Here is an 18,529-nt window from a genome sequence, read left to right as displayed (position 1 = left end):
AGTTTTAATAACATAAGAGCATATAATAATGGAAAACAAGCATATTAAAATTTTAACGCTAACGGCAATTATCGCTATGGCTAATTTAAGCGGTTGTGGGAAAAACTTGTCGTATGATGAATATATTACAGAAGCTAAATCTCAAGTAGAGCAAGGGGATCATGCAAGTGCTATATTATCTTTAAAAAATGCCGTTAGAATGGAGCCTAAAAATATAGAAGCTCGTTATGAATTAGGGACTGTTTATTTAAATGAGGGAGACTTGTTTTCAGCGGAAAAAGAATTGGATAAGGCACTTGAACTAGGTGCTGACTTTCCTGGATTATTACCCAAGATAGCTAAAGTTAAAATGCTTTTGAGTAAATACAAAGAAGTGTATGAGCTGGCGGATAACTCAGGAGGATATAATGATGAACAGTATGTCATGATCCTCACTTATGCGGGCTTATCAGCTATTTCTGATGGAAAAATGGATATGGCTGAAGATTATATTGGGCAAGCTTCAATGCTCAGTGAAGACTCACTATATAGTCAAGTTGGTAATGCTTGGTTAAATTTTTCAAGTGAAAAGTTTGAAGACGTTTCTAACACATTGAACAAGATATTATCTCAATCAAATGAATTTTCTGAAGCGCTATTACTCTCAGGGCATTTACATCAAGCGCAATTTCAATTTGATAAAGCAACTGAAATGTATTCCGCTTATTTAAAACTTCACCCACGTCATTTTCAAGTAAAACTCTATTTAATTAATAGTTTACTGGGTGCTGGAGATTTTGAAAATGCAGAAAAACATTTATCTTTACTGAACCAATTATATAAAGACCACCCTATTGTTAACTTATATAACGCTCAAGTGGATTACAATCATAAGAAATATGCTGAAGCAAAAATACATGCTGAAAAAGCAATTAACATAACTCCCTCATTGCATATGGGGCAATTAATTGCAGGAATGAGTGCATTTAAATTAGGCGAATTAGAGTTAGCCTATAGTCATTTAAGTAAAATAGGTCAATTCCTTCCTGCAAATCACGAGGTAAAAAAATTGCTAGCTATGCTGCAATTACAACTCGGTTTTGATGGCGAAGCCGAATTATCTTTTGAAGACATGAATGCAACAAATATTAATGATATCAATATTATTAATGCAGCAAGTAAAGCTTTTGCCAAAAAAGGGCAAAACGATGTAGCTGAAAGACTGCTTAAAAAAGTAGTGACGGCTAATCCTGAAAACAGCGATCTCGCTCTCCAATATAGTGCTTTGAAATTATCTCAAGGCGACGAAAGTCAAATGCCTCTGTTAGAGAAGTTAGCACAAAGTAGTGATAAGTCTGTAGGCGCATCATTAATTTTAGCCACTCACTATATCAATAAAAAGGATTATGCTGGCGCATTTAAAGTGGCTGAACAGTTAAAATCAACAGAAAAACAAAAAATAAAGGGGACTCTGCTAGAAGGTTTTATTTATGTAAATAAAGGCGACGGCAAGCAAGCTGAGGAGATTTTTAATCAGGTTTTACTTATTGATGAAGGTAATATACCGGCAAACTATTACCTGGGAGAATTTGCATTTAATAATAAGGATTGGAAAAAAGCTAAATCGTATTTTACAACAATATTAGCATTTGAGCCTACTCATAAAGCCTCTGTAGCACGCTTGTCTTATATTAATCTTCAATTAAATAAAATAAATGAAACAATTAGTTATTTAGAAGGTTTACTTAATAAATATCCTAATAATGAAGATATTATGGTTGACCTATCAATAAACTTAAGTGCAGATGGTAAAACCAAAGAAGCTATAAAGTTACTTGAAACTTCAAACATAAAAGAAAAAAGTCCTCGATATATAAGGGGCTTAGCAAAATTGTATGTAAGTGATTTAAAATTAAAAGAAGCTAAAGAGTTGTACCAGTTTTTAGCAGAATTTAAACCTGTAGACCATAATATTTGGGTAGAATATGCTGCTGTAGAAGAGCAACTTGGTAACGTTGAACTTGCTTTAACTGTCATTAATGATGCATTAAATGTTGTTGATACTAAGGAACAATTACTCTTATTAAAAGCTAATATGCTTTTAATGTTAAAAAGGGACGATTCTGCTGAAACAATAATTAGCGAACTTTATTCTAACTACCCTAATAATCCAAACGTTCTTTATCTTCAAGCTCAGTTAAACTTGACGAAAAATAAAGTTAAATATGCAGCCGAGCAATTTTCTAAATTGTATGAGAATAAGCCTAGTAATGAGTTAGCACTTAGTTGGGCTAAAGCTTTAATTAAAAGTGGTGAAGATAATAAGGCTATTGAAATACTGGAAAAGCATGAGGCTTCATTTCCTTTGACCGACCCCAATAAAGCGCTATTAGCTGAGTTATTATTAAAGAATAATCCACAAAAGTCTGAGAAACTTTATCTAAGTTTAGAAGATAAATATCCGAATAATGTAGCGGTTTTAAATAATCTTGCGTGGGCAATCTACAATCAATCTAATTTTGATGAAGCATTATTATATGCAGAAAAAGCTTATAAGAATAAAAGATCTAGTACAACTATCGATACGCTTGTAACGGTATTAATTGCTAATAATAAGAGTAATAAGGTTTTAGAGCTTCTTAAAAATGCAGAAAATAAGACTTTTATTAATGAAAAGCTGCAATTAACTTTAGTTGAAACTTACCTTTTATTAGGCCAAAGAAGTGAGGCTAAAAGTGAACTCGATAAGCTCACGAGTATTCCTGAAAACTTAAAGGCTCAATATAATACGTTGATGAAACAATTTTAATATTAATAGTGTCGGTTTTTTTTACAAAAAAAAAATTCTTATAAATTTGTTTTTTTTAAGATTTTGTTTTTTATATTTAATTTTTATTTGGTGTGTTTTTTGCATTCATGCGCGTGCTAGTATGTAGATTTAATGATAGAGAAATCATTAATTAACGAAAAACACAAGGACATAACGATGAAAAAATTACTTTTAGCTTCTTTAATTACCAGTGCTTCTTTTGCAGCTTCAGCTGATGTTGTTACATTTGACGATTCTTCTTTTAACCTTACTGCAGGTTCAAAAGTAGTATTTGATTTTATTGATTTTGATACAGATAAAGCTAATGTAACGCAAACCGATTCTGACAATAATGGTAACATCACTGTTAATGAAGCATTTTCTGAAGAAGGTGTTACGGATATTGTTAACTTCAAGATGGGTACTACACAGTTAGGTGTTGATGCTGCTTATGAAGTGTTTTATAAATATGCTTTTTCAGGAATAGCTACAACAACAGATGTCAATGGCAAACGTACTTTAGAAGTTACTTTTAATGCTGGTACATCAGGTTTATACGTAGATACAACTAATGTTGGAAATGGAGTGCTTGATGGTGGAACTCAAATTGCTTCACTTGGTTTAAATGAAGGAGGTTGTTCAATTGATATCACACCAGGGCCATTACAAAATAAAGGTTTTTGTGGACTAGATTTAAACCTTAACTTCTCAACAGGCTACTTCTTTGATCAAAATGGAGTTGATTTATCTACAGCTGCAATTGCGAAATCAGCTACATTGATTGTTACAGTACAAGATATATTAGGCTTAAATTTTAATTACCCAGTAGTTGGTGGAACGCAAAACTTCCAAATTCAACATGATGGAAATATGACTTTTAATGTTCCTGAGCCAGCTTCAGTAGCTATTCTTGGGTTAGGTTTATTAGGTTTTGCTGGAGCTCGTCGCCGTAAAGCATAGTAAACAAAATAACTTAAACTATAAGCCGAATTAATATTCGGCTTTTTTGTATCTATTGGTTTGATGAAAGAGAAAGGTTGTTAAATTGATTTCTATCATCATAGAATGGTATTTTGCTAGTGCTTAACTTTATTCATTTTTTTGATAAGTTGTTATCTAATGATAAATAAGCCAATAGCTTCCTACTGGCTTATTATGTTTTTATCGAATGATTAAGTCATCTAGTGGTTTACGGATTGAACGAGATTTTGGTGCTTTAGAACGTCCCACACGACCAAGAAATACCGTGTTTTTAGGCTGTTGTAGAAGAGACTCATACATAGCCTTTCCTTTATTCGCATTTGCAATAACGTCATTATCTTGAGTAAATTGAATGTCATTATCTATATACCTAGAAAAAATAACGGGTGTTTGTTCGGGTTGAAAGCCTAATTGTAATTTTGTTGCTGTTAACCAAAACCTTTGCAACGCTCTACCCGCATTAATATACTCTTCGATCGTTTCAGGCGCTTTACTTGCTACAATAGCGAAATGAGCAGAGCTTTTTAAGCTTGGAATGAAATCAAGCTGAATTCGGGGGAGTATGGTTCCTGCTAAAAAAGTATTGAAAAACTTAACTCTTCCCCAGCTTTTAAATAACCATTGCATCAATCTTGCCGTAGGCCAGTCTACTCCTAATGCTTGCTCAGGTATTTTGGTTTCGCTGAACTGTTTATTCCACTCTATTATTTCTTTGTGTACGTTATAAGCTTCGTACATGGTTAAGCGGGTTTTTGCATTACAAAAATTCAGTTTGGCGATCGCTAATTTATCTTCTTTAGTTTCAAACCATTGAATACTATAGCCTTCAGGTAGAGCTTGTATTAATTGTTCTTTTTCCGCATGCGTTAACGGGTTAACTCCCATAGCACGACGTTGAACTGTTCTAGTTTTGATATATGGCGCTAAAGCATGAGTTTTAACAGAATCATCTTTACTTAAAGATACTTTTATTTGTAAAAGGGTTTTGTCTGAATAGTCAGGTTCAATATTTACCGAAAATCCATATTGACTTGCTGCAATATCAATAGTCTCTAAAAGAGCTCCGTGAGCTAGGTGGCTCGAATGGCCATCTAAGTCATAAACAACAGAATCACGAGTGTCATTAGCGATAATAATAAAGTTATCTTCATCAATCAGTTTGAATCGCCAGCATTGCGTGTTGTCACCGCTTGGAGCCCACCTTGCTAAATCAATTATTTTTTCAGCATTAGTTAGTTCATGATTGTCAGCGGCTTTTTGAGGGGGAGGGTTATCGAGTAAACGTTTTTTCCCTATTTTAAAGGCCAGTTTTTGTATTGGATTGCTGTTGCCCATAGGACGCCATGTTTTTTTGTATTGATTTGTATAGGCATCAAAATGCAAGCCATGAGGAACGTTTAAAACATCACCTCTATTTAAGAATATTTTAGCGACTTGAGCTGCGGTAACCCCCGCGGCAAGTTGACAGCCTATTATAGTAGAAGGCCCTTTTTTATTCGCTAGATCTAATCTACTTGGGTCAACTAAATAGGCCTGTTGTAAGGCTGCGGGTGTTAATCCTAGAAAAAAACGTAAATATTGCTCATTCTCAGAGTAACCATCGAGTTGAAAGTATTCTTCAAAAGTCATTTTGCCAGGTAAAAAATTCAAATAAGCTGTACCCATTCCGATTGGGGCTGCTGTTGTAGCTGGAATACCTTTTTCTGCGCACAGTTTAAATACAAGTTTTCTTGCTTCAAGTGCGAAAAAGTCTAAAGAATCAACATAGCAATCTACACCTTCCAGAAACTCATCAGTATTCTCTGGTGTTATACCTTCAGGCCATAGTTTAAATTCTATTTCGGGGTTGATTGCCTTGGCCATGGAAACCATAGTATCAAGTTTCTTTTTATCGTAAGTATCAACATTAGCCCCAGCTTGGCGATTCGTATTTTCACAAGCAAACTCGTCGAAATCAGAAAGGTGAAATTTGGTAATACCAAGTCTAACTAAGGTTAATACATGAGAGCCGCCAACGCCTCCCATGCCAGCTATAGCAACACGTTTGGTTTTTAATATTGCTTGTTCTTCATCTGTAACCCAGCCAATATTACGAGAAAATGCGAGTTCGTAATTAAAAGAGTGGCTCATGTTTTGTTTCCTTTTTATTTATCCGTACAGTCCGAAAACGGAATAAGGCTCATTTGTTGGGCTAAATCATTATAAATTATTTTATAAAGAGCTAGTAATTCGTCTGAAAGTTGAGAATTAAAGTTATCTTTATCTAAATAAAACATTGCTCTTAGACCATGATAATCAATTTCATCACCCACTTGTTCAAAGGGTAAGCCAAAGCGTTGTAATCTTTTATTTAATCTAGGTTCCATCATAACAAACATGCCTCTATGTCTGCAGATGTCGGCAAGTGCTACCGCCGCTAAATATAATCCCATAGCTATATTGGGAAAGTTTCTCCGTTCCTCTTCGGTATATACCGTTTCAGGGTTAATATCCTGAAGAACAAAAGGCACGCTTTTTTCTTTAGCACGGCGTCTAAATGTTTCTAAAACGGCTAGTCTTGATATTTCCCCAAAACTGCCTCTTGCAAAGGTAGTTGAATCTACAATGTCAGTTCTTGCACTATGTAAGCAATTAGCTTCAAAAGGTAATGGGAGAGTGGGGTTTGAAACAGGAGGGATCACAAGCCTAACACAGCCAGCATAAACGTTTGTGCGTCTGTGTTCTAATAAGCAATGATATGAGTAATCATCACATTCGTCTGTTTCTAACTCTAATTCATTTTCAGGTTCCCATCCTAATTCTCGACTGTAAACACCGTAACGAATTCTGAAGGCTTCCTGCCTAAGTAGTTTGTTATTGGCAAATTTAATTTTAAAAAAATGATTAAAATTATCGGCAATGGAGTATGAGTTCATAATTTATAGCACTCTACTTAGATATATAACGATTAACTGTTTATAAATATAACAGTATAACAAGGTTTAATGCTAATTTTTTCAATGCAAAGCCTTGTTTTTTATGGAGCTAAAATACACACATATAAGTTTTAATAACTTTTTGTACATATTGACTAAATATAGCTTTAATTATGGCTAAAAATACGCGTAAAGTAAGTCATAATGAATATTTAAATTTATTTATCTGTTAAGATATTGAAAATTAAAAGGGTCTCTAATGAATTATTTATTTAAATGTCTTTTGCTGTTATCTATCTTTTTATTTCAAACTGCTTCTGCCGAATTGGCCGATACGCTTGAAAAAGTAAAACCTTCTATTGTTGGAATTGGCATTTATACACCAACGGGACATCCAAAAAATATATTAAAAGGGAGCGGTTTTGTTATAGCTAATGGAGAATACGTTGTCACTAATTATCATGTTGTATCGCAAGAGTTAGATGAGCAGCTGCTGCAAGAAGTGGCTGTGTTTGTAGGTACAGGAAAAACGGCTTTAATGAGAAAAGCATCTCTAGTTGCTGAATCTAAAAAGTATGATTTAGCTATTTTGAAAGTGTCCGGGTTACCATTACCTCCTATGACTCTTGCTGGTTCTAAATATATCAGAGAGGGATCTGATATTGCGTTTACAGGTTTTCCTATTGGTGCTGTACTTGGACTGTATCCTGTAACCCATAGAGGGATTATTGCTGCAATCACTCCTACAATAACGCCGGTTAATGATATAAAACAATTAAGTATGAGAATGCTTAAACAATTACGTGATCCTTTTATGGTGTATCAATTAGACGCAACCGCTTATCCCGGAAATAGCGGTAGCGCCATGTATGATAAAGAAACGGGTGAAGTTGTTGGTATTATAAATAAAGTTTTCATTCAAGAGAGTAAGGAAGCTGTAATAAGCAAACCTAGCGGTATTACTTATGCAATTCCAGTTAAATACCTTCATCAGTTATTGAAAGAAAACAATATTAAAATTTAAATTTTTACCATAGTAAAGTGGCAAAAATACATATTTCGTTAATCAGTGAGCTGTTTGCTTTTTACTATTTTTTTTTGATTAAATAACTGAGATATAGAAACTAGTTTAATATTTTCTTCTGCTAATTGTGGTAATAATTTATTGATTGATTCTATACTTTCGGGATGAGGGTGAGCTATGGCAATTGCTATGCCATGCTTTTTAGCTTGTTTTATAAGTAACGAAAACTGTTTCGCTATGTAGTTATATTCAAGATCATTATCTAAAAAAATATCTCTTTGCCGAGTTGGTATCCCAAGCTTTTTGGCTATTGAAGCCGCTTTGCTATGTGATGATGTTGCACTGTCGATAAAAATAACATTTTGTTCTTTAATAAATTTCATTACCCATGACATAGGTTGATGTAACGCAGTGAGTAAACTTCCCATGTGATTGTTAATACCAATAGCAAAGGGAATTTCTGCAAATGCTTCTTTTAGGTTTGTACGGATCGCCATTTCATTCATATGGCTTGTTAAGCCACCAGGGCCTAAAAATTTTCCATTTTCAGCTTCCATAGGAATATGCAGCATGATTTCATGCTTATCTAAAAAACCTTGCTCTGCGAGGTCTTTTCCGTACGGCGTATGAGGTAAAATAGATAATGTAACATTAGGAGGAAGGTTTAATACATTAACATCTGTTTTTCGGTATCCAATATCATCAATAATAATGGCAATTTTATCTTGAACTGCAATAGACGAATAAGAAGTAATACTGAAAATGAGTAAGAGAAATATACGCAAGATAAAAGTCTGAGGTGGTTAGTTAATGGGCGTGAAGATTAACATTTTACGCTTTGTAAATCGAATTGAAATATTAGTATTTAACGTGTTTTTAGTTTACCTACACCATAATTTGGGGTTTTGGGCTTGCCCTGCATGACGAATTTCAAAATAGAGTCCTGGCTGAGATTGCCCTCCACTTTGTCCCGCTAATGCAATAGGTTCACCTTGCTCTACGTAGTCACCTACTTTTTTGAGTAAGGTTTGATTATACCCATATAAGCTCATGTAGCCTTTGCCATGATCAATAATAGTTACTAGTCCGTAACCTTTTAACCAATCAGAAAATAACACTTTACCGTTATATATAGACTTTATTTGTTTACCAAGCGTTGCCTTTATTAATACACCTTTCCACTTAATATAACCATGTTTTTGGGTGCCAAAATTGTGGGTAATACGTCCAGATACAGGCCATTTTAATTTTCTTTTTAATTTAGCAAGCCCGTCTAAATTTTTACTCGCTTTGGCTAATAGCTCAAGTTTGTTTAACGTATCTTTTAAGCTTTTTTCTTCGGAAATCAATTTGTCTAACTGTTGTTGTTTAGTTAATTGTTCTTTTTTTATAAGTGTTAAAGTGCTTGTTCTTTTTTCTTTGTTTTGTTCTAGCGATTTTTTATTGATAGCAAGTTCATTTGTAATTGTATCTAATGCGATTGATTGTTTTTTATGTTTCTCTTCTACAAGAATAAGTTCATCTATTGTCTTTTTAAAATTTTCTATTTCTTTAATTCGAGCATTGTTAACATATTGATAGTGAGTAATAGTACGTTGAATGGTTGCAGGGTTCTTTTGGTTGAGAAGTAATTTTATATAGTCATGATGTCCTGCTGAATATGCAGCTCTTAGCTGTTTTGCTAGTAATTTTTCTTGAAGTGCTTTACTTGTAATTAATGTACTTTTGTTTTTTTCAAGTTCTGTTAATTTATTTTGAATAATCTTTTTGTTATTTGTATTTTCTTGTATTTTTTGTGTGATTGATGAAATTGCAATATCACTCTCTTTGAGTTGATTTTCCAGGCGCGTTCTTTTTTTTAAGACGTCATTAAGTGCTGATTGTGCGTTAGAAATTTCAGATTTAACATCTTTTAATTTTTTGTTTGTAGATGATTGATTATCTAAAAAAGGGGTAGCTAAACACGATAAAGAAAACACACAAAGTAATGTGCATAATCTTATCGTGATTTTAATAAAATGAAGAAACTTCATTAATAAATATTAATCTTTTAAATTCATTAATATGAAGCCTGTCATTTCTTCAGGTTGAGGTAATCCCATTAGTTTTAAAATAGTAGGCGAAATATCACTTAATGTACCTGTTTCTGCAGGAGTTGCTTCTCTACCAACATAAATTAATGGGACAGGCTCACAAGTATGTGCGGTATGAGCTTGACCAGTAATTGGATCAAGCATTTGTTCTGCATTACCGTGATCCGCTGTAATTAAACATTCGCTGCCTGTTGCTCTTACCGCTTCTACAACTTGTTTAATTGCGCCATCAACAGCTTCACAAGCTTTTACTGCAGCATCAAAGTCACCTGTATGACCTACCATGTCACCATTTGGATAATTACAAACAATAAAGTCGTACTCGCCACTTTTAATCGCAGCTACTAATTCATCTGTTAATAGTTTGGAATTCATTTCTGGCTGTAAATCATAAGTTGCTACAGAAGGAGACGGAACTAAAATACGCTTTTCGCCCGTAAATTCATCTTCTCGGCCACCACTAAAGAAAAATGTAACGTGTGCATACTTTTCTGTTTCAGAAATACGCAATTGGGTTTTATTGTTTTTTTCTAGCCATTCACCCATAACATTATTTAATGCTACTGGAGGAAAGGCATTAGCTGCGTCAATGTCATCAGCATATTGGGTAAGCGTAACAAAGCTAGATAATTCAGGAGTTCTATTACGAGTAAAGCCTTCAAAGTTTTTCTCTGTAAAACAACGGCTAAATTGTCTTGCTCTATCAGCTCTAAAATTCATAAAAATGAGTGAGTCGCCATCGTTTACTTTTATTGTATTACCATCAGCATCTAAAATAGCAGAAGCATCAACAAATTCGTCGTTTTCATCTCTTTCGTATGCGGCATTTAGTGCATCAATAGCATTGTTAAATTGGTATTCGCCTTCGCCATCAACTATTAAGTTGTATGCCTTCTCAACACGATCCCAGCGTTGATCTCTATCCATCGCGTAATAACGACCAATAATTGAAGCAATTTGTCCTGTGGAGTCAGGATCAGAAAATAATTCTTCAAATTTATTTTGTGCTTTAGTTATTGGTGATTCAGCACTACGTGGCGGGGTGTCTCTACCATCTAAAAATGCATGAAGGTAGACCTTTTTGGCACCTTTTTCTTTAGCAAGTTCTATCATGGCCATAATATGTTCGTCATGGCTATGTACTCCACCTGGAGAAAGTAAACCAAAAATATGAACTGCTTTATCATTTTCTACGGCTTTATTCACCGCAGCTGATAATGTTGGGTTACTATTAAATTCATTATCTGCAATGGATTTAGTGATACGAGTGAAATCTTGGTAAACTACTCGACCAGCACCTAAGTTTACATGCCCAACTTCAGAATTCCCCATTTGCCCATCAGGTAGACCTACAGCCATGCCTGAAGTTTCAATTAACATACTTGGGCACGTTGTCATTAAATTATCTATAAAAGGCGTCTTAGCATGAAAGATAGCATTTGAATCTTGATTTTCTCGATAACCCCAACCATCTAAAATAATGAGTACAGTTGATTTTTTATGTGACATAAAGTTTTCCTATAGAACTGAGTTTATATATCAATAGCCCAAATGTTATATATGGTACGCTACGAAAAAATGAATAGTGACACATTATACCAAGGCGAAGATATAATTTCTTGTGTTGATGCGGATAAAATAATCCTTTTTAACTTTCATCAGTGTTAGTTTAAACAACTAGCAAGCGGATCCTATTCTTTATTGCGGCAACAACTTAATAGCCTGTATACTATTGGCAAATTTATAGAGAAAATGGTTTTTTATGGAACAACTTATCGCTTTTACAAGCAATCATCCTTTATTGAGTGGAGCTTGGGGTGGGATTGTACTTTTACTTATATACACAACGATCAAAATTCAACTATCTCCAGTTAAAAAAATCAGCACGCAAGAGCTTACTTTTTTGATGAATAAAGAAGAAGGTATTGTTGTAGATATTAGAGGAGAAAAAGAATTTAAAGCTGGGCATATTCTTGATGCACAACATTTAAGTAGCGAAAAAGCTAACAAGAATGACTTTGCAAGCCTTGAAAAATATAAAGATAAACCCATCATTGTAGTATGCGCTGCTGGTTTAACTGCTGTTAAAGTTGCGAATTCTTTGTATAAAGCAGGATTCACAAAAACCAGTTTACTTAAAGGCGGCATGAATTCCTGGGTGAGTGGTGGCTTACCTGTTTCAAAATAAATAAGTAGAGATATTATGCCTGTTGTAGACATTTATACTAAAGTAACATGCCCTTATTGTATGAGAGCAAAAGCGCTTTTAGCACAAAAAAATGTAACATTTAATGAAATTAAAATTGATGGCGATAACGATCTTCGTACTAAGATGATCGAGCGTAGTAATGGAGCATATACTGTTCCACAAATCTTTTTTGGTGATAACCATATTGGTGGTTGTGATGATTTATATGCATTACACACAAGTGGTAAATTAGACGAGTTACTAAAGTAAAATTAACATTATATAAATTATAATGTGTTCATATTGAATAAAATAATTAGGTGCTGTTGAGTACCATTAAAATAGGAAATATTTATTATGTCTGATGACATTCAAAACAACGAAGCAGCAACATCTGAATCAGCTCCTCAATTTGCAATCCAGCGTGTTTATACAAAAGATGTTTCATTTGAAACGCCAAATTCTCCAGCTATTTTTCAGCAAGATTGGAAGCCTGAAGTAAAATTAGATATTGATACTCGTTCAGACAAACTCGCTGAAGATACATATGAAGTTGTATTGTCTTTAACTGTTACTGCAATTGTTAATGAAAAAACTGCATTTTTAGCAGAAGTACAACAAGCGGGTATTTTTACTATTGGTAACTTACCTGAAGCTCAGTTAGCTCATGCTATTGGTGCTTTTTGTCCTACTACATTATTTCCATATGCACGTGAAACGGTTGCTAACCTTGTAAGTAGAGGTTCTTTCCCTCAGCTGAATTTAGCACCGGTTAACTTTGAAGCATTATTTGCTTCTTATGTTCAGCAAAAAGCACAAGCTGCTGAAACTGAAGGTACGCCTTCAGGAATTGAGACTCATTAATTTTAATGTTACCTCGTAATAAAAGCATTTCAGTTATTGGTGCTGGCTCTTATGGTACTGCTCTTGCAGTATCATTAGCACGTAATGGTCACAGAACAACTTTGTGGGCGCGTGATAGCGCACATATTACTGAAATGAACACAACCAGAGAGAATAGTAAGTATCTCCCCGGTTGTGTGTTCCCTAAGACTTTAATTTTAGAAAGTGATTTAGGTGAAGCTGTCCGTTCTAGTGCTAATATTCTTGTGGTTGTTCCAAGTCATGCATTCGCGGATACACTCAAACAAATCAAACCTTTTCTTGATAGTTCTTCTCGTGTTGCTTGGGCAACAAAAGGTTTAGAACCGGATTCAGGTCGTCTTTTGCAAGATGTAGCACGTGAAGTTTTGGGGGATGAGATATCTTTAGCAGTTTTATCTGGCCCTACTTTTGCCAGAGAAATGGCTATGGGATTACCTACCGCAATTTCTGTTTCTTCCACAGATGATGAGTTTGTTAAAGATATTTCCAATCTACTTCACTGTGAAAAAACATTTCGCGTGTATAGTAATAATGACTTTATTGGTGTCCAGCTAGGCGGAGCAGTAAAAAATGTTATTGCTATTGGTGCAGGTATGGCTGATGGTATAGGTTTTGGTGCTAATGCTCGAACAGCACTTATTACTCGCGGGTTAGTTGAGATGACTCGATTAGGTACTGCTCTTGGTGCAGAAGCTAACACATTTATGGGAATGGCTGGGTTGGGTGACTTAGTATTAACCTGTACAGATGATCAATCAAGAAACCGACGTTTTGGCTTAGCTCTTGGTAGAGGTATTGATACTGAGCAAGCTATGAAAGATATTGGTCAAGTGGTTGAAGGTTACAGAAATACTCATGAAGTGTATATGTTGGCTAAACGAATGAATGTTGAAATGCCAATCGTAGAGCAAGTTTATCAAGTATTATACTGTGATAAACCTGCAAAATTAGCGGCGGCTGATTTACTTTCGCGAGAACGTACATACGAATAGTATAAAGCTATACTGCATTAGGGAAGCCTAGTTGTCTCCAAGCATCGTATACGATTACTGCTGTTGCATTCGATAGGTTCATACTCCTACTACCTTTTAACATGGGAATACGTATTTTATTTTCATCCGGTATTTGCTGCCTCACTTCTTCTGGTAACCCACTCGTTTCAGAACCAAAAAGTAAATAATCACCTTCAGTAAATTTTACATCGCCATAATAGTTATCGGTTTTAGTCGTTATTGCTAATATTCGTTTAGGTTTTTCTGCAGCTAAAAATTTATCAAAATTTGCGTGGCGTTTAGTTGCTGCAAATTCGTGGTAGTCTAAACCTGCGCGTTTTAATTTTTTATCATCAAAATCAAACCCCAAAGGCTCAATTAAGTGCAATCTGAAACCTGAATTTGCGCATAAGCGAATAATATTCCCAGTATTAGGTGGGATTTGAGGTTGAAAAAGTACAACGTCTAACATGCTAAAACTCTTTATTTTGTCTAATATATTAATTATACGCATCTTAGTCGCCTTGCTAAAAGATATTTAATTTTGGTACCGACTTTTTAAGGTATATTAATTGATAATTAAGTGTTTAGGTCAATAAGTAGGGACTTATTTTGGATACAGTAACTCACGACAAAAAGTATAATACTTTAGTGAAAATTGCAGCATACAGTGCAACAAGTGCTGCATTACTACTTGTTGTTATAAAGCTATACGCTTGGTTCATTACTGATGCCAGTGCTATGTTAGCGTCAACAACCGATTCTTTATTGGATCTTTTTGCCTCTCTAATGAATGTGGTTATTCTGCGTTATGCACTTGCTCCTGCCGATAATGAGCATAGATTTGGCCATGGGAAAGCGGAAAGCTTAGCTGGTCTCGTACAATCAGCTTTTGTTATGGGGTCCGCTTTGTTACTTGTTTTTCATGGTGTAGGACGCATGATTACACCACAAGCGATAATTCGCTCAGACGTTGGGATAGGAGTGACTATTGTGGCCATTATTGTGACGCTGGGCTTAGTCGTTATCCAAAAAATAGTTATTAAGAAAACACAATCTGTTGCTATAAGTGCTGATGCTCTTCATTACCAATCTGATTTAATTCTCAATATAGGGGTGTTATTAGCCTTATTTTTAAGCCAAGGCATCTGGAAAAATGCAGATGGCTTTTTTACTATTTTAGTTGGGTTATTTTTATTATGGGGAGCGGGAAAAATAGTATGGTTAAGTGTATATCACTTAATGGATCACGAACTTACAGAAGATGAACAAAATATTATTACGAATATTGTTGTTAATCATAAAAAAACGCATGGCTTGCATGACCTAAGAACTCGACAAGCAGGGCCTGTAAAGTTTATTCAATTTCATTTAGAGCTAGATGATAACTTATCTTTATTTGAAGCGCATGCGATAGGGGAGTTAATTGAAAAAGAAATTGAGGAAGAGTTATCACCGTGTGAAGTTTTCATTCATCATGATCCTAAATCAGTCGTTTAATATTCCAAAAACTGTAGTGCTCTTGTGAGTGCTTTAGTTCTTATTTCGTCTGTTTCAAATAGTAACTCATGCCAAGCCCCTTCAATAATTATAGGCGATTTGGCACTTAAGTGAGGGGCGAGCTGATTTAATTCATCGCAAAATATATTTTGTTTTTTGTTATCTACAATATTGTCATTAGCTGCCTGAAATACACATAAAGGTGTATGGATTTTATTTAAATCTGAGAAAATATTATGCTCTGCTTTAAGTGCTTCACTAAGCCAATGGAAAGTAACTCCACCGAGTTGAATATTTGTGTTTTCTTCGTATAAATTAATTGTACTTTTATAACGTTTTTTACAGTGAGTAAGTTGATTATTATGAAAGGGTTTAGCTTTATATGCTGATAGCCCTATAAAGAACCAAGGCTCATTTGAAAATATGTGATTAATTACTCTACCTATATTTACGATAAAAGGCGCAAGAAAGTGAGGTAGCACACCTGTATTTATAGCAATCATAGGGGAAAGTAAAGCTGCCTTTTTTACCACTTGAGGAAAAAGTTGAAACATTCTTAATGATATTGCACAGCCCATGGAGTGAGCTAATAAATAAGGAAGAGAATTTGTTGATTTTGGGTTGACAATTGAGGTTATGAATTGGTGTAAATCATGAGCGTAATCATCAAAATGTTCCACGTAGCCTTTATGGGTATTCGATAGCATACGTTGTGAAAGCCCTTGACCTCGATGATCTAAAATAAAAATACTATAACCTTGTTGATGAAGCTCAAAAATAATATCTTTGTATTTTAAATAACTTTCAGAACGCCCTGAAGAAATAACAACTGTAGGTGAACCTGTTTTGTTACTAAAATGAGCATAACGAATGGTTATGGCATTTTTTCCTGTAAAACTCTGAAATTCACCTTGAGACCAAAATTCTTTTAGCTCATTTTGCATTGTATTATTTTCTCGTAATTTTTTTGAGAGTTATCATTTTATAGGTATTATTTTATGCTAACAAAGGTAATGAAATGGTGACGGTTAACCCATCTGTTTCATTATTTTGGGCTGAAATTTCTCCATGATGAATTAATACGGCTTGCTTTGATATGGCTAAACCAAGACCTGTACCACCTGTTTTACGTTCTCGAGCTGTTGATGTTCTAAAAAATGGAGTAAATAATGATTCAGTAGTATGTTCAGGAACTCCACTTCCTTGGTCTGAAATACTCACGAGTACAGTATTATCAACTAATTTCATTTGTACCGTAATTTTACTGTTTTCAGGGCTATATTTTACGGCATTAAGCAATACGTTATTAAAAGCACTGGAGAGTAATTGGGGATCTGCTTCGATAAAACACTCGTCTAAGAGTTTAGAGGTTATTGCAATGTTTTTGTCTTCGGCAAGGTACTGGTTATCTTCAATAAGAGGAATTAAAATGTCAGATAATTTTACTTTATCGAAATGAATATGGTGCATCGAACTTTCTAACCGAGATAAAGATAATACATCTGAAAGCATGTTATCTAGGTTTTCTACTTCTTTTTCGCATCTTAATATATGCTTGTTCAGCGTCTCTGGTTGATCTTTAGATTTATCTGCTAAGGCTAAAGCAACTTGTAGTCTTGTCATTGGAGAACGTAATTCATGTGACATATCTCCAAGTAAACGTTGATGAGCTTCAACATTACTTTGTATTTTATCAGCCATGTTATTAAATGTTCGAGCTAAATCACCTATTTCATCGCTGCGTTGACAATTTTCTTCGAGTCTAATTGCTAAATTACCGTTACCAAATTGATTCGCTACCTTTTTCATTTGTGAAATAGGTTTACTTAATGTTTTTGCTAAAAACCAACAAAGAATAAAGCTGATAATTACAGGTATACTTATTAGTAACCAATATGGAAGTTGTTTTAAAACCATATGAATACTTCTCTTATTTTTATGAACAATAAAGAGAAGATATTTTGTTTGTTGAGCTGAAATTTTTATAGGCCCAGTTATTCGACTATCGGGTAATTTAATCGTGGTCAGATTGTTAAACGTACTTTTTTTTATATAGTCTGTTGCATCATTAAATTTTTCGGGTTGTGGGTAGATATTATTATTTTGAATATTTTTAATTACAAAAAATGAATTTTGACTGAAATGGGCTTGTTGAATAAATTTTTGAATATTTTTAGGTGTATTCTTTGAGATTTTAGCCGTGGTCGATTTTAGCTTTTTTATATCTGATGCTAAAGGAGGAAGGATAATTACCTCTTGTGCTAATTGGTGTGAGATAAAACTTGTTGATGAAACGGATATAACAATGATTAGCCAAAACCATAAAAAAAGTTTTACACCAATAGAAGATAAATAACGGGTTATTGAGCCGATCATTTATTTTCCCCAGATAAAAAAATATATCCAGCGCCTCTAATTGTTTTTAGTTTATCTGAAGGACTATAAGGTAATAACTTTCTTCTTATATTGCTAATATGCATATCTATACTTCTATCGAATGCGGAAAGTTTGCGATGTAGTACTTTTTCCGAAAGTTCGCTTTTACTAACAATAACATTCGGCTGCATCATTAACATTTCGAGTAATTGATATTCTGTACCCGTTAACTCAATCACATGCCCATAACACAACACCTTTCTTGTAGCGTAGTTCAATGTTACATGGTTAACTGAAAGCTCTGTGTTTGTGTTAAGTATTCCATCTTTTTCAGTTATTTCTATGCGGCGTAATATGGCATTAATTCTAGCTAGCAGCTCTTTATGTTTAAATGGCTTAGGTAAATAGTCATCGGCACCCAACTCTAAGCCTAAAACTTTGTCAGTATCATCACCTTTTGCTGTTAACATAAGTATGGGGGTTGTGTGTCTTCCTCCAAGGGCTTTTAAAACTTCAAAACCGTTTAACTTTGGCATCATTACGTCGAGTAATATAAGGTCAATATCATTATTATAAGCGTTATGTAAACCTGACTCACCGTCATGACAACAAGTAAATTGAAAGCCCTCACTTACAAAGTACTCTTCGAGTAGTTCTGTAAGCTCTTGATCATCATCTATCATTAATATGTGTGGGGACGTCATGATCTTCATTCCATATAACTTATTTATAATACAATTTTATTAAATTATTTTTCAGTTGAGCTATATTTAACCCCATCATTGGG

Annotated in this window: 17 protein-coding genes; 8 read left to right on the top strand and 9 right to left on the bottom strand. The window is 34.3% G+C overall.

Annotated elements, in window-relative coordinates:
- The first annotated feature begins 28 nt into the window (after positions 1–28).
- Positions 29–2,788, top strand: a complete 2,760-nt coding sequence (gene prsT / locus B0X80_RS05965; protein WP_077338935.1) for an XrtA/PEP-CTERM system TPR-repeat protein PrsT — start codon at positions 29–31, stop codon at positions 2,786–2,788.
- A gap of 177 nt (positions 2,789–2,965) precedes the next feature.
- Positions 2,966–3,748 carry a flocculation-associated PEP-CTERM protein PepA gene (gene pepA, locus B0X80_RS05960; protein WP_175623884.1) on the top strand — a complete coding sequence of 261 codons (783 nt, stop codon included), beginning with the start codon at positions 2,966–2,968 and terminating at the stop codon, positions 3,746–3,748.
- A gap of 201 nt (positions 3,749–3,949) precedes the next feature.
- Here the strand turns inward: pepA and B0X80_RS20675 are convergent, their stop codons facing one another.
- Together B0X80_RS20675 and B0X80_RS05950 are read right to left on the bottom strand one after the other, a co-directional pair.
- Entirely contained in the window at positions 3,950–5,899 is a 1,950-nt protein-coding gene (locus B0X80_RS20675) for a ThiF family adenylyltransferase (RefSeq protein ID WP_077338933.1), read from the bottom strand.
- Between the two features lie 14 nt (positions 5,900–5,913).
- Positions 5,914–6,684 (bottom strand): PEP-CTERM/exosortase system-associated acyltransferase, encoded by a 771-nt coding sequence (locus B0X80_RS05950; RefSeq protein WP_077338932.1) that lies wholly within the window; start codon positions 6,682–6,684, stop codon positions 5,914–5,916.
- Between the two features lie 259 nt (positions 6,685–6,943).
- Here B0X80_RS05950 and B0X80_RS05945 point away from each other — a divergent pair, with 259 nt between their 5' ends.
- On the top strand, positions 6,944–7,708 hold the full coding sequence (locus tag B0X80_RS05945; RefSeq protein ID WP_077338931.1) for a S1 family peptidase: 765 nt from the start codon (positions 6,944–6,946) through the stop codon (positions 7,706–7,708).
- 38 nt (positions 7,709–7,746) lie between these two features.
- On the opposite strand, the gene B0X80_RS05940 is transcribed toward B0X80_RS05945, so the two are convergent.
- The 3 genes from B0X80_RS05940 to gpmI form a co-directional block, all read right to left on the bottom strand.
- Positions 7,747–8,493 carry a divergent polysaccharide deacetylase family protein gene (locus B0X80_RS05940; protein WP_077338930.1) on the bottom strand — a complete coding sequence of 249 codons (747 nt, stop codon included), beginning with the start codon at positions 8,491–8,493 and terminating at the stop codon, positions 7,747–7,749.
- 96 nt (positions 8,494–8,589) lie between these two features.
- Complete coding sequence (locus B0X80_RS05935) at positions 8,590–9,741, bottom strand: murein hydrolase activator EnvC family protein (protein WP_077338929.1); 1,152 nt, start codon at positions 9,739–9,741, stop codon at positions 8,590–8,592.
- Positions 9,742–9,750: 9 nt separating this feature from the next.
- The gene (gene gpmI, locus B0X80_RS05930) at positions 9,751–11,310 is read right to left on the bottom strand and encodes a 2,3-bisphosphoglycerate-independent phosphoglycerate mutase (protein WP_077338928.1); all 1,560 of its coding nucleotides are present in this window, start codon (positions 11,308–11,310) and stop codon (positions 9,751–9,753) included.
- Positions 11,311–11,563: 253 nt separating this feature from the next.
- Between gpmI and B0X80_RS05925 the strand changes: the two genes are divergently transcribed.
- The 4 genes from B0X80_RS05925 to gpsA all read left to right on the top strand — a co-directional run bounded on the left by B0X80_RS05925 (position 11,564) and on the right by gpsA (position 13,866).
- Positions 11,564–11,989: a rhodanese-like domain-containing protein gene (locus B0X80_RS05925; protein WP_076417763.1), complete on the top strand. Its 426-nt coding sequence runs from the start codon at positions 11,564–11,566 to the stop codon at positions 11,987–11,989.
- Positions 11,990–12,004: 15 nt separating this feature from the next.
- Entirely contained in the window at positions 12,005–12,259 is a 255-nt protein-coding gene (grxC, locus tag B0X80_RS05920; protein WP_077338927.1) for a glutaredoxin 3, read from the top strand.
- Positions 12,260–12,346: 87 nt separating this feature from the next.
- The gene (secB, locus tag B0X80_RS05915; RefSeq protein ID WP_076417765.1) at positions 12,347–12,853 is read left to right on the top strand and encodes a protein-export chaperone SecB; all 507 of its coding nucleotides are present in this window, start codon (positions 12,347–12,349) and stop codon (positions 12,851–12,853) included.
- A gap of 5 nt (positions 12,854–12,858) precedes the next feature.
- Positions 12,859–13,866 (top strand): NAD(P)H-dependent glycerol-3-phosphate dehydrogenase, encoded by a 1,008-nt coding sequence (gpsA, locus tag B0X80_RS05910; RefSeq protein ID WP_077338926.1) that lies wholly within the window; start codon positions 12,859–12,861, stop codon positions 13,864–13,866.
- Positions 13,867–13,873: 7 nt separating this feature from the next.
- Here gpsA and trmL read toward each other — a convergent pair whose 3' ends face one another.
- On the bottom strand, positions 13,874–14,338 hold the full coding sequence (gene trmL, locus B0X80_RS05905; RefSeq protein WP_077339183.1) for a tRNA (uridine(34)/cytosine(34)/5-carboxymethylaminomethyluridine(34)-2'-O)-methyltransferase TrmL: 465 nt from the start codon (positions 14,336–14,338) through the stop codon (positions 13,874–13,876).
- Between the two features lie 140 nt (positions 14,339–14,478).
- Between trmL and B0X80_RS05900 the strand changes: the two genes are divergently transcribed.
- Positions 14,479–15,366, top strand: coding sequence for a cation diffusion facilitator family transporter (locus tag B0X80_RS05900; protein ID WP_077338925.1), 888 nt, complete (start codon positions 14,479–14,481; stop codon positions 15,364–15,366).
- Here the strand turns inward: B0X80_RS05900 and B0X80_RS05895 are convergent.
- The 3 genes from B0X80_RS05895 to B0X80_RS05885 are packed head-to-tail and all read right to left on the bottom strand — an operon-like array spanning position 15,363 to position 18,446.
- On the bottom strand, positions 15,363–16,310 hold the full coding sequence (locus tag B0X80_RS05895) for an alpha/beta fold hydrolase (protein ID WP_077338924.1): 948 nt from the start codon (positions 16,308–16,310) through the stop codon (positions 15,363–15,365). The genes B0X80_RS05900 and B0X80_RS05895 overlap by 4 nt on opposite strands.
- A 52-nt stretch (positions 16,311–16,362) precedes the next feature.
- Entirely contained in the window at positions 16,363–17,742 is a 1,380-nt protein-coding gene (locus B0X80_RS05890; RefSeq protein ID WP_077338923.1) for a HAMP domain-containing histidine kinase, read from the bottom strand.
- Positions 17,739–18,446, bottom strand: a complete 708-nt coding sequence (locus B0X80_RS05885) for a response regulator transcription factor (protein WP_077338922.1) — start codon at positions 18,444–18,446, stop codon at positions 17,739–17,741. Before B0X80_RS05885 ends, B0X80_RS05890 begins: the two co-directional genes overlap by 4 nt.
- Positions 18,447–18,529: the final 83 nt, after the last annotated feature.

It is taken from the genome of Pseudocolwellia agarivorans, from assembly GCF_002000085.1.
Classification (GTDB): Bacteria; Pseudomonadota; Gammaproteobacteria; order Enterobacterales; family Alteromonadaceae; genus Pseudocolwellia; species Pseudocolwellia agarivorans.
The sequence above is the reverse complement of the archived record's forward strand: the minus strand, read 5'-3'. Positions and strand labels throughout refer to the sequence as shown.

What these genes read in the sequence shown, in the direction of transcription:
- gpmI (WP_077338928.1), bottom strand. Translation starts at nt 11,310, where the DNA reads ATGTCACATAAAAAATCAACTGTACTCATTATTTTAGATGGTTGGGGT.
- B0X80_RS05885 (WP_077338922.1), bottom strand. Translation starts at nt 18,446, where the DNA reads ATGACGTCCCCACACATATTAATGATAGATGATGATCAAGAGCTTACA.
- prsT (WP_077338935.1), top strand. Translation starts at nt 29, where the DNA reads ATGGAAAACAAGCATATTAAAATTTTAACGCTAACGGCAATTATCGCT.
- gpsA (WP_077338926.1), top strand. Translation starts at nt 12,859, where the DNA reads ATGTTACCTCGTAATAAAAGCATTTCAGTTATTGGTGCTGGCTCTTAT.
- B0X80_RS05935 (WP_077338929.1), bottom strand. Translation starts at nt 9,741, where the DNA reads ATGAAGTTTCTTCATTTTATTAAAATCACGATAAGATTATGCACATTA.
- pepA (WP_175623884.1), top strand. Translation starts at nt 2,966, where the DNA reads ATGAAAAAATTACTTTTAGCTTCTTTAATTACCAGTGCTTCTTTTGCA.
- secB (WP_076417765.1), top strand. Translation starts at nt 12,347, where the DNA reads ATGTCTGATGACATTCAAAACAACGAAGCAGCAACATCTGAATCAGCT.
- B0X80_RS05925 (WP_076417763.1), top strand. Translation starts at nt 11,564, where the DNA reads ATGGAACAACTTATCGCTTTTACAAGCAATCATCCTTTATTGAGTGGA.
- B0X80_RS05895 (WP_077338924.1), bottom strand. Translation starts at nt 16,310, where the DNA reads ATGCAAAATGAGCTAAAAGAATTTTGGTCTCAAGGTGAATTTCAGAGT.
- B0X80_RS05890 (WP_077338923.1), bottom strand. Translation starts at nt 17,742, where the DNA reads ATGATCGGCTCAATAACCCGTTATTTATCTTCTATTGGTGTAAAACTT.
- B0X80_RS05950 (WP_077338932.1), bottom strand. Translation starts at nt 6,684, where the DNA reads ATGAACTCATACTCCATTGCCGATAATTTTAATCATTTTTTTAAAATT.
- grxC (WP_077338927.1), top strand. Translation starts at nt 12,005, where the DNA reads ATGCCTGTTGTAGACATTTATACTAAAGTAACATGCCCTTATTGTATG.
- B0X80_RS05945 (WP_077338931.1), top strand. Translation starts at nt 6,944, where the DNA reads ATGAATTATTTATTTAAATGTCTTTTGCTGTTATCTATCTTTTTATTT.
- B0X80_RS20675 (WP_077338933.1), bottom strand. Translation starts at nt 5,899, where the DNA reads ATGAGCCACTCTTTTAATTACGAACTCGCATTTTCTCGTAATATTGGC.
- trmL (WP_077339183.1), bottom strand. Translation starts at nt 14,338, where the DNA reads ATGTTAGACGTTGTACTTTTTCAACCTCAAATCCCACCTAATACTGGG.